The sequence below is a fragment of the Tissierella sp. QWL-11 genome (assembly GCF_058683765.1).
In genome coordinates this window covers 672,793-687,837 of sequence record NZ_CM178750.1, presented here as the reverse complement: position 1 = coordinate 687,837, position 15,045 = coordinate 672,793, and the positions used below count along the sequence as shown (strand labels likewise).

Below are 15,045 nucleotides of genomic sequence, written 5' to 3'. Positions count from 1 at the left end.
TACTTTCTTAAAAATTATATGTTTTTACCGCAACATTTTTTATATTTCTTCCCACTTCCACATGGACATGGATCATTTCTTCCAATTTTCTTTTGTTTGTTTACTACTGGTTTATTTTCTTCTTTTTTATTAGGATTTATAGGGTTTGCAACTCTTTTTCTCTCTACTTTTTCTGGATTTTCTACATTATATAAAAATCTTACAGTTTCTTCAGAGATACTACTGGTCATTTCATCAAACATATCGAATCCTTCTATCTGATATGCCCTTACTGGGTCTTGTTGACCATATGCTCTAAGTCCTATACCTTGTCTTAATTGATCCATAGCATCTATATGATCCATCCACTTTTTATCTACTACTTGTAGTAGGATAACTCTTTCTATTTCTCTAAATCTCTCTTCTTTAAACTCTTCTTCCCTATTTTTATATTTAGATTCCGCCTTTTCAAATATAAGCTCTGATAGACTTTCTTTAGTCATATTCAAACGATCTAAATCGGCTAAAAAATCTTTTTCGAAATCAAATATTTTTACCATGTGATTTTCTAAGCCTTCAATATCCCACTCCTCTGGATATTTAGCCCCCATAGTATACATCTCTATACTTGAATCTATCAATCCTTTAATCATATTGAATATATGGTCTCTTAAGTTTTCTCCCTCAAGAACTTTCTTTCTCTCTCCATATATTACTTCTCTTTGCTTATTCATTACATCATCATATTTTAATACATGCTTTCTTATACCAAAGTTATTGCCTTCCACTTTCTTTTGAGCTGACTCTATGGTCTTAGTAAGAAGTGGATGCTCAAGAGGTTCATCTTCAGGCATACTCATATTTTCCATAATAGTCTTTAATCTTTCCCCTGCAAATAATCTCATAAGATCATCTTCTAGGGAAATATAAAATCTTGAACTACCAGTATCTCCCTGTCTACCAGAACGACCTCTAAGCTGATTATCTATACGGCGAGACTCATGTCTTTCTGTACCTATTATGTGTAATCCTCCAGCTTCTATTACTTTTTTACTTTCCTCTTTTGTATCTTCTTCATATTTATTTTTTAAATCTTCATATACCTGTCTTGCCTTTAGAATCTCTTCATTCTGTGTATCTATAAAACCATCCAATAGTTGAAGAACCTCATCAGTATATCCTTGTTTTTTCATATCTCTTTTAGCAAGATACTCTGGATTACCTCCAAGAACTATATCTGTACCTCTACCTGCCATATTTGTAGCTATTGTAACTGCATTAAATCTACCTGCCTGAGCAACTATATCCGCTTCCCTTTCATGATACTTTGCATTTAGCACTTCATGATCTATGCCCTGTCTTTTTAAATATTTTGATAAGAGCTCAGATTTTTCAATGGTAATAGTACCAACTAGTATAGGTTGACCTTTAGCGTGTCTTTCTTTTATATCTGCTACTACTGCATTAAATTTAGCATCTTCAGATTTATATACACTATCTGCAAGATCTTCTCTTATAACTGGTTTATTGGTAGGTATCTCTACTACATCCATATCATATATCTCTCTAAATTCTGATTCCTCAGTTTTAGCAGTACCTGTCATACCAGATAATTTATCATACATCCTAAAATAGTTTTGGAAAGTTATAGTAGCCAGAGTCTTTGACTCAGATCTTACATCTAGTTTTTCCTTAGCTTCTATAGCTTGATGTAGACCATTACTATATCTTCTACCATACATAAGTCTACCTGTAAACTCATCTACTATAATGATTTCACCATCTTTTATTACATAGTCACTATCTTTTCTCATTATATTTCTAGCCTTTAAAGCTTGATTTACATGGTGAGCTATTTCCATATTTTCCATATCTGCCATATTCTCTACACCAAAGAAGCTCTCTGCCTTTTTATTTCCCTTTTCAGTAAGAGTACAGCTCTTTGCCTTTTCATCTATTAAAAAGTCCACTACTTCTTCTTTTATCTCTCTATTGAATGGATCTGTTTTTGTCTCTTCTTGAGTTAAAATTCTTCCTTTAAGTGTCCTAACAAAACTATCTGCTGCCTCATATAATTTAGTAGACTTATCACCTTTACCAGAGATGATAAGAGGAGTTCTAGCCTCATCTACTAATATACTATCTACCTCATCTATTATGGCATAAAATTGGCCTCTTTGAGCCATTTCTTCCTTGTATATAACCATATTATCTCTTAAGTAATCAAAACCAAATTCATTATTTGTTCCATAGGTAATATCTGCCATATATGCATCTTTTCTCTCATTGCCTGTTATACCATGAACTATACAGCCTACCTTTAATCCTAGGAATTCAAATACCTTTCCCATCCATAATTTATCTCTTTTTGCCAAGTAATCATTTACTGTAATTATATGGACGCCCTTACCTAATAGGGCATTTAAATATGCAGGCAAAGTCGCAACTAAAGTTTTACCTTCACCAGTTTTCATCTCTGCAATTCTTCCTTGATGAAGGATTATTCCACCATAAATTTGCACTTTAAAATGCTTCATTCCAAGGACTCTATAGGATGCTTCTCGAACAACTGCAAAAGCTTCTACTAATATATCATCTACTGTTTCACCTTGATTTAATCTATTTTTAAATTCTATTGTCTTTGCCTTTAGCTGTTCATCTGTCAAACCTTGCATCTGTTTATCTAAATCTAAAATCTTCCTTACAATTGGGTCAATCTTTTTTAACTCTCTAGAGCTATACGTACCAAATATCTTTTGGATAAAGCTTGCCATTTAAATTAACCACCTTTCAATTTTTACACCTACACTATTTTATCATTTATATCTTTAGCTTTCAACTAGAGTATATACAAAAAAGTTGCAGCTTAAGCTACAACTTTTTATAATTTATAAGTTTTATTTAATTAAATTTTATTTAATTTATAGGTTCTATTAATCCGTAGTTTCCATCTTTTCTCTTATATACTACATTAGTTTCCTCTGTATCAGCATCTCTAAATACAAAGAAATTATGACCAAGTAATTCCATTTGTAATACTGCTTCTTCATACTTCATAGGTTTTAGTCCAAACTTTTTTGTTTTAACTAATCTAGGAGAATCATCTTCTCCCTCATTGGAAGTCATTGGCATCACATTTTCAAATCTAATTGTCTGATTATTTTTATACCTGTCTTGTAATTTTGTCTTATATTTCCTAATTTGTCTTTCAAGTACATCTACAACCTTGTCAATTGAAGCATACATATCATCAGTAGACTCTTCTGCTCTAATAATAGTACCAGGAAGGTTTATGGTTACCTCTATAATTTTTCTATTTTTTTCTGTGCTAAATGTAGTATTGCCCTCTATATCCTTGTCAAAATACTTATCTAGCTTCCCTAATTTTTTCTCTGTTATATCTCTTAGCGCATCTGTTACCTCAATATTTTTTCCAGCATAGTTCATTTTCATAAACCCAACTCCTTTCGTATAAACAACTTATACTATTTATTATTATATTACCCACCTAAGTATGGATTTAAAACATATAAATATTTTTCTAAGTTTATCCACCTATATTGTTAATATTTTGTTGATAGTTTTTAATACTTATATACATACCCTGTGGATAATGTTGATAAGTCTGTTGACAATTGTGTATAACTTATTTATCTTGTGTATAAACTTGTGTACCATTATACTTTTAATGCTTTTTTATTATTTATCATGTATAATGTAGGATATAATAAAATTATATTTATTACTTTAGGAGGAAATGATGGGAAACATTAGCTATGAAGATGTACAAAACATAGAAATAAATGCCACTAATAAATTATTGGTTTATATAGATTCTTTAATAGATATTCACAAATTATATGGAGAGGTAAATGAAAGCTTTAACTTTTTTAAAGATGAAAGTTCTCGTCTAGCTTTTAATTCTTGGCTCACTATGGACTATGCAAATAAAGAAGGAGAAAGACTAATTGAAAACTTCTTAAAAAAAGTACCAAGTAATTTAAACCAGTTAGAAAGAAATATATTAAGAGGAAAGTCTAATTCATTTATAAGCCTTCTAGAAATAACAAAAGTTAAAAATGAATATATTATAGTAAAGGATTTGCTAAATAATTTAAACTACAAATTATGGGAACCAAAATTAAATGGACTTATGAAAGAAGGAGAAATATTTCTATCAAGAGTAGGAAAAACTCTTGATAACTATAAATTTATAGGAGATATAAACTATCTACCAATATCTGTAAAACCTATTTTTATGGAAAATTTACTCAGAGATTTTAATAGTATCAGGAAAAATTATCCACAAATGGATATAAAAACTTATTTAAAAACTCATACTTTAAATATCTACAATATATATGAAAATAGCTTATTAGATGTAGAAGATATTCAATATGAAGAAGATTATATTTTATTTAGCCAATTAGATGAATTCGAAAGCTTTTTATCTTCTAATTCTAATTCAAATCTAAACATTTTAAAAAATCATATGAATAATTTAATGAATATTTACGAATATAAATTAGAAGAAAAAAATATTCACATTAAAGACTTAGCCCTACTAGATTTAAGAGATTTTTTAAAAGAATCTATGGATGATAGATTTATCCTTACAAAAGAAGAATTTAATTCTTATGTAGATACTTTAAAATCATATTTAGGATTTTTAAATTCCATAGATAAAAGATATAAGGACTCTTATAAAGAAATTTTAAATATAAGTAAAGACAGATTTAAGTATACAAAATACATGAAATCTCAATCTATGATTTTTAATATAGATTCATATATAGTTCATATTGTATCTCAATTTTTTCATAATGATATGATGATTATTTTAAAAGATTTTGATAGTTTCTTATCTATGATAGATGAGACAAATCCAAAGCTTACTAAAAAGAATAAATTTATAAGTAGAGATCATTTATCCTATATAAATAAAAATTTAAGACTTAAATCTACTCCAAGCTCAAAGGCTCCAAATCAACAAGATTACCCCTTGATTGAATTGTTTTATTTTATATCATTAAATTTAGAATTAATCAAGATAAAAGAAGACAATTTATTTATTTCAGATAATACAGACTACTTTTTCAGATTAAAAGATGAAGAAAAATATTCTATCCTATGTAAATATGTATTAAGTGGAGAGTTTATAGAAGATAAATATCTAAAGTCTATCAAGCTATTTGATAGTGAATATATAGATTTTAGTAGTTTTTTATTAAAAACAAAAGATTTAAATATCTCTAAATCTTTATTTAAACAATTAGACTTACTAAGTATTATAAAATATGAAGATTCGCCACATTACAACAGTACAAGTACACCATTTGGTAAATCTATAATAAACTATTTTATAAAGAGAAATACAGAAGATAAAAAATCAAATTTAATATATCTGGAAAGTTTAAAAAAGAGGTGATATTATTTATAATTTTTTAAAAGACCTAACTAAATATAAGCCAACTTTATTTTTAGACCAACTTATTTTTAGGATTGCAGATGATGGAATAATCGCAGTTGCATCTCAACAGACATATTTTCTCATATTGTCTGTGTTTCCATTTTTAATTCTTTTTTTAAATATAGTAAGCTTTACTCCTTTGATAGATCAAAATGTATTAGATAATATAATTTATTATCTACCAAATGCAACTCAAGATATAATAAATAGCTTTGTAAATGATATAGCTCAAAGTAGTAGCCAAAAATTACTTTCTGTATCAGCATTTTTAGGTATTTGGACAGCTTCATCTGGAATAAAAGCTATTATGAAGGCTATAAATAGAGCTTATAGCTATAAAGAAGAGAGATCTTTTTTAAAATTAAAGTTTCTATCTATGCTATTTACTATAGCTCTACTTATATTACTTACTATGGTATTTTTAACTTTAGTATTTGGTCAAGCACTTGGCAATATGTTATTTTCATTCTTGGGTATTGAAAATATCTTTGTAATCCTATGGGAATATATGAGAATTATAATACCACTTTTATATATGATACTTATATTTGCTCTATTATATAAATATAGTCCTTGTATAAAAAACAGAAGTAGTATTAAACTAACTGAAACTCTACCAGGTGCAATTTTTACAACTCTTGGTTGGATGATAATATCTACATTATTTTCATATTATGTAAATAATTTTGGCAGATATGCTATAACCTATGGTAGTTTAGTAGGGATTATCCTCCTACTTATATGGCTGTTTATAAGCTCTATAATAATAATCCTAGGTGGAGAGATAAATGCAACTCTAAAGTATTTTAAAATATATGGATGGAAATGGCATAAAAATAAGAGCGTGCTTAAACACTATATTTAAGCAACTCTATACTCTTTTACTTGATGTAAGGGCAAGACCTATGACTTTTCTTGCCTTATTTTTATTTAAAACCTCTCCACATTCTATCATAGTGGAACCTGTAGTTATAATATCATCAATTAGTAATATTCTTTTACCCCTTATCTCCTCTGGATTTTTTAATTTAAAGGAATCCTTTAAATTATCAAGTCTATGAATTTTATCTAATTTATTTTGAGATTTGGTGTTTTTAGTCTTATATAAATTATTGTGAGATATGGGAATATCTAATTCCTTTCCTATAAAGTTTGCCAGCAGTTCACATTGATTGTAGCCTCTTATGGCTTCTTTTCTCCTATGCATAGGTACATATACTATGAGATCTACTTCATCTTTTAAATCATAAAATTTGAAAGTATCTATCATAAGCTTTGCTAGTGGCTTATATAGATAACTCTTTTTATGAAATTTATAGTCTTTTATCACTTCTTTAATCTTTTTATTATACATAAGTGAATAGTACACAAACTCTATATAAGGAGAATCTATTTCTATTTTTCTATTTATTATTTCTAAATGATCTCTACAATCCTCACATATAAAGTCTTTTAAATGTAAATTTTCACATTTACAAAAGAGACACATTTTATTTCCCATAAAAATTAGATTGTTAAAAGCTTTTATATATTCCATATGGACTCCTTTAGCATCAATTATCTTGATACCATATTAACATATATATAATAACATTAATACTTTACTGCTAATTTTATTTTGCATAATCCGCTTTTAAATCTGGGATTTCACTTTTAATTTTTTCGTAGTCATAATTAACTGGCCAGAACCAAATTCTATGATGTATTTCTGTATTTTGAACATATGATAATATTATTTCTCCATCAGTCCTCCATATATATGCCAGTATATGATTGTCTCCACTTTTTTGTTTTAGGCTATATTGATAAATTTCTAATTTTCTATATGGTTTAATATTAAACTCTATTTCTATTTCTGATAACATAGATATTAATTTTTCATAATCTGAATTTTCTTGTAGTATCCACTCTATATCCTGTAATACAGCCTTTATATCTTCTTTTGAACTGTATTTTTTTACATATGGTTTTCCCTCAACTTCCCATTCATATATTTTTAAAAACTTTCTATTTCTTCTATCAGTATTTGTTGAAATATAATATATTCCAATAATTACAGCTATTATAATCAATAAAATTAATATCCTTTTGGTTTTTGTGTTCATATAAAGCAACCACCTTACTATATTTTTTGACCGGGTTAATTAACCCGGCCAGTTTTAATATATATTAATTGATCAATGTCCCCATGCCAAAATACTACTAGTACCTAAAACACTTCAAGGATATTTATAAAGTTTCCTCAATTATATTCTTTAAATCACTATACAACTTTTTAATTTCTTCATTGTTCCAAAGACCAATTTTTATTTTATTGTCTGCAATTCTAATATCATTTTTTTCTTTATAGTTCTTATGTTTTTTATAATTTATTTTTCCACTCCCATCAATATCAAATATATAAGAAAAAAATTCACCTTCATCATTTATCCAGACTCTAATTGTAATCCAACCCTTTGTAGTATATGATTTAGTTGAATTTCTCGGTCTCAGCTCAATTACTTTTGCATAATCTTCTCTTTTTATTCTGTTTATCAGAGTGTTGAAAACTTGTTTGTCTTCTAATGTATAAACTTTAAAATCCTTATCTATAAAACTATATGATATATGATAATCTATTATCTGCTCATCTTTAAAATCAAAAACCTCTATATTTCGGATAGTAAACAAATACATAAGCATAACAAACAATATGGTAATTAGAAATATTATTTTTTTTATTTTCATATCTGTCCTCTTTGATTATTTAAATTAAAAATATTCTACTAATACCCTATTACAAAAGTCTTTTCTCCATATTTTACACTTTTAGCACTTTCAAGCCATGGGTTATATCTCCATTGCCATGCTTTTTCATCAGCCTTATCCCATGAATCGGATTTAAAATATGATGTTGGACTACTACTTTCAACCCCTTCTTCCCCAGGTACATCTAAATAATTTCTAAAATAGTAATCTCCTCTAACAGTATTACATCCTAAATAATACTGTCCATCGGGTTCTAAAATATAAGTAAATTTCTCAACCTTTTTAGATTGAAGTTTTGCCTCATGTTTAATCGATGTATTAGATGATATCTTATCAGCATTAAATTTGCTAAATATCACTTTTCCGATACTCCATATTCCCTTTGTTTGTAAGTCTATTTTCCCATCAATAATTAAACTAATTATATTAGAAATTGTACTATCAAAGTACTTTGATATATTTTTCCCTTCGTAAATAAGGTTCCAATTTGAGCTTATTTTGGTTTCATAAATATCATCTTGATATGTTCTACCCTTATATCCTGTATATGTTCTTCTAGAATTTGTAAAATTATTAATCTCATCTAAATTCATTGAGGAAAAATTAACTACTTCTAAATTATTAATTTTAGTTTTATCCGGAGTATCTACATATATATATAATTCTTCAGAATTTATCTCCCCATTGATACAACTTTTGGAAAATTCTATAATGCTATTTTTAGTTTCTTCGTGCAGCTTAAAAGCTTCTACTGCAGAATTGACTTCCTTAATATTATTTGGATTTACCTTAACTCTTATATATGCTTTATCTGCAAAACTTTTTATGCTACCTATATTTACACTTGTTAATAAAATACACAAAACAATAATTATACAAATAATTTTAGCATTTTTCATTATTATTCTCCTTTCACAAGCCTCTAAAATATACTACCCATCATTTGATTCAAATATTTATATATCTTAATCGTACTTATGTCATAAACATATTTTTAAAATACTATCCTATAAAAATAAACTTCACCATACACTTCCCTTTTATAAATTCTTTATTAATTAACCCATATATAGCTTGTCTCATTAAATCTTTCTTCTTTATTAGCAAATAGCCCTGTTCCCTGTTGAGCATAGTGATATAGTGAAACCTTATAATAATATCCTCCATCTACCTTAGTTTGATAAGATAAATTATGTTTCTGAATATTATTTTCTAAATCATCCCAAGGGGTTATTACATTAACCCATTTGCTTCCATTCCATTTTTGAAGAGATATCTTTTTAAATCCAACAACACTTGATTTTTCTATACATCTTGTCCAAGCTTCTATCGCTATATCTCCATCACTAACCAAATATAAATCTAAATTCGTGGAATCAATAATTGTTTTTTTAAGTTCTGTCACTTCTTCATTGTTTATTCCTTCTGCATGATTCTTATTTTCTGAAATAATTCCGGTAGGTTTTAAAATATTTTTTGTGCTATTTCCCTCTCCAAATACTGGAAAGCTAGATAGTAAAATTAACATCACTAATGTTATGCAAATCTTTCTCTTTTTCAAATAATCATCCCCTTCATTTAATTTTAAGTTCTTATATTTACCTCTTCATTAATGTAATGTCACCAAAGTCTAGAATCCTTACAAATATTTTAAATCTCTAATTTAAGTTTTCTAATATCACTATTTAGATTGTAAATAGTCTCCCAACATTTCTACAATGACATCTTTAGTCCCTTCTTCATCAACAATATAATAACTTATATTCCCTATATACCTTCCTTGTCCAGGTATAGTTAGCATTTGAACTTTCTCTTTATCCAATTTCAGAATCATTTTTAATCCTTTGGCTATCTCAGTAAAAGGTATATTAGTATCTACATAGCCATAATAAGTCTCCAATAAATCTGTCCATTTATCAATGTTTTTAATCTGTAATGTTTGCTTAATAAACTCCTCCATAAATTGTTGTTGAGCTTTTATCCTACCCTCATCTCCGTCTGGATAACTACGAAACCTTAAGAACTCTAATGCTTTATCTCCATCTAAAACTTGTTGCCCCTTTTTTATATTTATAAATAGCTCTTTTCCTACTGTTGTATCTACATGATGCATATTTCTTTTTACATCGATATCTACACCACCTATAGCATCTACCATGTTTTTTACAGCTTTGAAGTCAACCCTCACATATCTATCTATTTTTATATCTAAAAAATCACTTATTGTTTTAAGAGTTAAATTAATTCCCCCTTTACCATGAGCATGATTTATTTTATCTAGCTTTCCATCCACATATACTCTAGAATCTCTAGGAATTGAAATTAAATCAATTTCGCCCGTTTTAAAATTAGCTTTGCACAACATTAGAACATCTGACAAGTTATAATGATCAATCGCCGCTATTAAAAATAAAATTTCATCATTATTTAGTAATTTAAGATCTCCATCTTTATTGTCTCGACTTAATTTTTCTGAAGTATAAAACACATTTTTTTCTACTCTAAAGCTTTCTAAATTAGAGATTTTATGTCCTATAAGTATATAAAAAGTCGAAAAAATAACAGTTGAGAGTATAAAAACTTTTAAAATTTTTTTATTCATGTGTATCCCTCTTTTATAACTTTTTAAAATACTATATTTTAATATCTAATCAATAAATAATAAGTAATAGAGATATAGGGACATATAAAATGTTACATCTCTATTACTTATTTTAAATTTTACAACTACATCTAATATTATAGATAATATTTTTTAATAAACTCTATCTTAAAAATCAGGGACTTGTCTCAAAAATTCTCTTGCTACATATCCATATTTACCATTATCATTACGTAGCACATACATCCATTCCCTACCATCACTATCTACAAATGGACCTCTATGTTCATATACAATATCCCCTTTATTTAAATGTCCATAGCTTGTATATTCTAAACCTGGACCAGATCTTATATTTACTCCATTTTCTGTTATTTCACATTTATAAACAGCCGCTGGCATAACATCTTCTTTTATGTTTGGTAAAGTCACTTCTTCTGCTATTGCACTTATAGAAAAGATTGAGACAATCATTATTAAGCTCAAAATTAATACTGGTTTCTTATTTTCCTGTTTCATAAATAAATTCTCCTTTCTCTCTTCCTTAGTTTTACTCTTATCAGTATCTTATCTCACCATTGGAATCATCCCCTTCATTAATGTAATGTCACCAAAATATAAAATCCTTACAAATATTTTATATTTATTTTAAAACCTCTTTTAAAATTATATAATTTTAAAAGAGGTTTTAGTTTATTACTTTGAATTTAAAACTTGGTTGATTTCATCTACTAGTTCTTTTACCCTATCAATTTTACTTTCTTCATAGTCAATTCTAGCTCTTAAAACACCCCAGTTATTATGTCCCAAACTATCCACATGTTCTCCTAGCATGAATCCTATATCACTCAAATGTTTAGATAGGCTTTCAATCATATTATGTTCCAGAGAATAATCTTCTTCTTTTATTTTAAAATGTATAGAGTATATAGCTTCTTTAATCTCTGGAAAGACTTCTCTCATAGATTCAGAAGTAAAAAAGGAAGACATAGGTGTAATTTCAGAAATTGTATCAAATTCTATAATCTGATCTAATAACAACACAATTTGTCTCTTGAAATATTCATTTTTCTCTGATTCAGAATTACCTGAGTAATTTATATTAAGAGCAGATGTAAATTCACGATAATTATTATACATTACTTGATGTAAAGTAGACTTAGTCTTCTGATATTTATAGATTGTAATAGACGATATAATCAAAAGTACTATAATAGTTCCTAAAGCTATATATCTACCTTTATCATTTCGATTAGTCCATGAATATACTAGTAAAATAAATACAGTTGCAACAAAAAACATTAAAAATTTCATAGTAATATCTCCTATATTCTTTTCTGATTTTTTATATTTTACCTTTTTTAATTTTGAACTTCATTTAATAATTAAATCTAAATACAAATATTCATCTTCCAAATATACTCCATAATTATTGTTATTTTTTGGAAATAAAATAACAATATCTGTTTCACTATTCTTCATATGATTTATAGTATCAATTTTTTTTATTATAATCTTACCATTATCAACTTTTATATTATAGACATTAAAAAGATAATCTGTGCATATACAATGATTAGAACCATTGCTGACAATACTATATGTATCTGCGCTTCTTATAATATCTTTTTGATGATTTATAAAGTTTATAAACATTATCTCTGATTTTCCATTATTATCATTTTGATATGACACAATAACTCCATCGTCCAATATATTATACGATAATATCTTTTCATATGGCTCTAAATAAACTTTGTCTATTATTCCTGTTTCATTAAAAACATAGAAACATGCTGCAGAATTATTTTCCACTAAAACCATTAATAGATTTGTATTTCCTAATAATTTTGTACTTAAATAATTAGCATCTTCAAAATCAATAATATCAATTATTTTATTATTATATATTTTATTTATTCCACATATATATTTGCCATTTATCTTCTCTTGATTAGTATAATATATTTCAGATGATAGTTTATTGAAATTAGGAGGCATATATTTTAATCCTTCATAAGTATCTAAAATTTTAATATTATCTTCAATATCAATACTTCCTATAAAGTATGATACATCTTCTAAAGATTTATCTTCTTTTCTAAGATTAACCATTTTATATGATATTAAAATTTCATTTTCCTCCTTTATTATTAAGTCAAAACAATAAATCTTTTCTTTTAAATTAATAACTCTTTCAATGTTACCTGCTTTGTAATCAAGAGCAACTATATTATTATGGATGACACTTGGACCTAGTTCATCCATAGGATCAATATCTTCTGGTAAATAGTCTTCTATGGCTATAAACATTAAATTGTCTTCTATAAGTAGAATATTATAAAACTTATATAGTATATCTATATTGTTTTCTTGAAATATGCTTAAAATATCAAACTCTTTTATGCTAGTATCAATTACTTCGTCTTCTATTTTTATATTATCTTGATTTTCTCCAATCTCTATATCAATATTTTTACAAGAAATACAAATTAAAAGAATAGTAAATAGAATAATCATTGCATTAATTTTATGTATATGTATACGTCTATTCACATAGACTCCTCCTAGTTTTAGAAATTTTTTAATATTATAGAGACTAATAATTATTAGTCTCTATAATATTAAATATGCTAAAAGTTAAAGTCCTCTAATATAAAAACCTGCACGTTCATTTATAGCTTTAACCATTTGATCCCATCTACAAGAAAACTTACCATAATAGTCATTGTTATGATGTGGATCATTATAATAAACAACATCTTCACTAGTCGCCCCACTCATTCCCCAAAGATATCCTGTATTTACAATATAATGACCTGCTCCAGCCCCAGGAGAATGAGGAAGTGCACCAGCTCTAACATGAGCTATCATGGGTTTGTCATTATCAATGCTATAAATTAAATCATTTACATAACTAGATTTACTTGTGGTTGTATAACCATAGCTAGTATACTTATTTAATTCATTTGTTAAATTTGCTACTATGGTGCCAGAACCATCAGTTCCCATATTATTAGCAAGCGTACTTTGACTTGGACTATTACCATTAACATATAAAATTGTCATTTCAGCACTAGCTGGACCACACCAGTTATTCCTTTGTTGCTGTCTTAAGGATACATTTAGTTTTCTAGAGGCTGAAGATCTCATCTCTTAACCTTTCCCTTACTTGCAAAATATAAAATCCTTATCCCTATCCTGTTATATTTTGGAAATTAAATAGTAACTATATCTTATCCATTTATATTACCATCGGAATCGCCCCTTGAATTTTAAACTCTATATTTACACCTTCATTAATGTAATTTCAACAAAGTCTAAAATCCTTACAAATATTTTATATTTATTTAAAAAACCTCTTAAAATTATCAAATTTTAGGAGGTTTTTTACTTTATTATTCAAATGACTCTAGAATTTTTATAAATATTTCATAATCTAAATTAGTGGAGACATTATATACTACTAAATCTTTTGAAAAAACACTTCTATACCATCCGTCTTCTGACAGTATAAATATATTCATTCCATTTATTCTTATTTCTTCTAAATTGCCTTTGTCACTTGGTATCCCAATATTTTTAGAAATTTGATCTTTAAATTGTGTAATATCAATATTTAAAATTTCTCTTTTGTTATTATAATTTAATAATAAATAATCATAACTATTTTCTTCTATACCGTCAGTTTCTAAGTTTTCTAATTCAAAACCTTCTGGAATATAATTTGGAATCATAGCTACCATACCTATCTTTTCCATTTCAGCTCTAAGTCCGTATGGGTCTTTATTTGATGTCTCTAATTCTATGGTATTACTTTTAGATTCATTGAAATCAAACCTTATAAGTTCCTCCCCAAATTCTACAATTTCTTCAAACAAATCAATATTGAAGGTTGAAATAGATATTGTATTTACAGCAAAAAGTACTAAAAGTATTAGACTTGCTGCGACAGGCATTCGTAAAAACCTTTGAAACTTTCTTTTTTTACTATGATGTTCAGTTATAATCTCATTAATACTATTGTCTATATCAATATCTATTTCCTGATTTTCCATTATAATTAAAGTCTCAGTAATCTCATTAATCAAATCATAGTCTCTATCCGAATATGACTTCTCTAATTCATTTTCAAGAATAAGTTCTAAATCTTCTTTAGAATAGTTTATTGAATCATCATTTAATGTTTCTTTTAAAATATTTTCCTTATTCATCTCAATCACCCTTTATATGTAATGTCATCAAA

15 protein-coding genes are annotated in these 15,045 nt (G+C 27.0%); 2 read left to right on the top strand and 13 right to left on the bottom strand.

All coding sequences use genetic code 11. From position 1 onward, the window contains the following. Positions 1-14: 14 nt before the first annotated feature. Both secA and hpf read right to left on the bottom strand, forming a co-directional pair. On the bottom strand, positions 15-2,753 hold the full coding sequence (gene secA / locus AC4PG3_RS03310; RefSeq protein WP_492197650.1) for a preprotein translocase subunit SecA: 2,739 nt from the start codon (positions 2,751-2,753) through the stop codon (positions 15-17). Positions 2,754-2,895: 142 nt separating this feature from the next. Continuing rightward, entirely contained in the window at positions 2,896-3,432 is a 537-nt protein-coding gene (gene hpf, locus AC4PG3_RS03305) for a ribosome hibernation-promoting factor, HPF/YfiA family (RefSeq protein ID WP_492197649.1), read from the bottom strand. Positions 3,433-3,739: 307 nt separating this feature from the next. Between hpf and AC4PG3_RS03300 the strand changes: the two genes are divergently transcribed. Further along, the gene (locus tag AC4PG3_RS03300) at positions 3,740-5,407 is read left to right on the top strand and encodes a hypothetical protein (protein WP_492197648.1); all 1,668 of its coding nucleotides are present in this window, start codon (positions 3,740-3,742) and stop codon (positions 5,405-5,407) included. A gap of 1 nt (position 5,408) precedes the next feature. After that, complete coding sequence (locus tag AC4PG3_RS03295; RefSeq protein WP_492198192.1) at positions 5,409-6,314, top strand: YihY/virulence factor BrkB family protein; 906 nt, start codon at positions 5,409-5,411, stop codon at positions 6,312-6,314. A 6-nt stretch (positions 6,315-6,320) separates the two neighbouring features. On the opposite strand, the gene AC4PG3_RS03290 is transcribed toward AC4PG3_RS03295, so the two are convergent. The 11 genes from AC4PG3_RS03290 to AC4PG3_RS03240 all read right to left on the bottom strand — a co-directional run bounded on the left by AC4PG3_RS03290 (position 6,321) and on the right by AC4PG3_RS03240 (position 15,013). Continuing rightward, on the bottom strand, positions 6,321-6,986 hold the full coding sequence (locus AC4PG3_RS03290; RefSeq protein ID WP_492197647.1) for a ComF family protein: 666 nt from the start codon (positions 6,984-6,986) through the stop codon (positions 6,321-6,323). A gap of 76 nt (positions 6,987-7,062) precedes the next feature. Continuing rightward, positions 7,063-7,554 (bottom strand): hypothetical protein, encoded by a 492-nt coding sequence (locus AC4PG3_RS03285; protein ID WP_492197646.1) that lies wholly within the window; start codon positions 7,552-7,554, stop codon positions 7,063-7,065. A gap of 124 nt (positions 7,555-7,678) precedes the next feature. Then, on the bottom strand, positions 7,679-8,176 hold the full coding sequence (locus AC4PG3_RS03280) for a hypothetical protein (RefSeq protein ID WP_492197645.1): 498 nt from the start codon (positions 8,174-8,176) through the stop codon (positions 7,679-7,681). A gap of 38 nt (positions 8,177-8,214) precedes the next feature. Continuing rightward, positions 8,215-9,096 (bottom strand): hypothetical protein, encoded by an 882-nt coding sequence (locus AC4PG3_RS03275; RefSeq protein WP_492197644.1) that lies wholly within the window; start codon positions 9,094-9,096, stop codon positions 8,215-8,217. Positions 9,097-9,251: 155 nt separating this feature from the next. Then, positions 9,252-9,758, bottom strand: coding sequence for a hypothetical protein (locus AC4PG3_RS03270; protein ID WP_492197643.1), 507 nt, complete (start codon positions 9,756-9,758; stop codon positions 9,252-9,254). A gap of 120 nt (positions 9,759-9,878) precedes the next feature. Beyond that, the gene (locus tag AC4PG3_RS03265) at positions 9,879-10,799 is read right to left on the bottom strand and encodes an LCP family protein (protein ID WP_492197642.1); all 921 of its coding nucleotides are present in this window, start codon (positions 10,797-10,799) and stop codon (positions 9,879-9,881) included. Between the two features lie 168 nt (positions 10,800-10,967). Further along, positions 10,968-11,318 (bottom strand): SH3 domain-containing protein, encoded by a 351-nt coding sequence (locus tag AC4PG3_RS03260; RefSeq protein ID WP_492197641.1) that lies wholly within the window; start codon positions 11,316-11,318, stop codon positions 10,968-10,970. A 177-nt stretch (positions 11,319-11,495) separates the two neighbouring features. Further along, positions 11,496-12,113, bottom strand: coding sequence for a hypothetical protein (locus AC4PG3_RS03255; RefSeq protein WP_492197640.1), 618 nt, complete (start codon positions 12,111-12,113; stop codon positions 11,496-11,498). A 60-nt stretch (positions 12,114-12,173) separates the two neighbouring features. Continuing rightward, positions 12,174-13,355 (bottom strand): hypothetical protein, encoded by a 1,182-nt coding sequence (locus AC4PG3_RS03250; protein ID WP_492197639.1) that lies wholly within the window; start codon positions 13,353-13,355, stop codon positions 12,174-12,176. A gap of 84 nt (positions 13,356-13,439) precedes the next feature. Continuing rightward, a complete protein-coding gene (locus tag AC4PG3_RS03245; protein WP_492197638.1) occupies positions 13,440-13,952 on the bottom strand; it encodes a C39 family peptidase in 513 nt (170 codons plus the stop codon). 245 nt (positions 13,953-14,197) lie between these two features. Then, complete coding sequence (locus tag AC4PG3_RS03240; RefSeq protein ID WP_492197637.1) at positions 14,198-15,013, bottom strand: DUF4367 domain-containing protein; 816 nt, start codon at positions 15,011-15,013, stop codon at positions 14,198-14,200. Positions 15,014-15,045 lie beyond the last annotated feature (32 nt).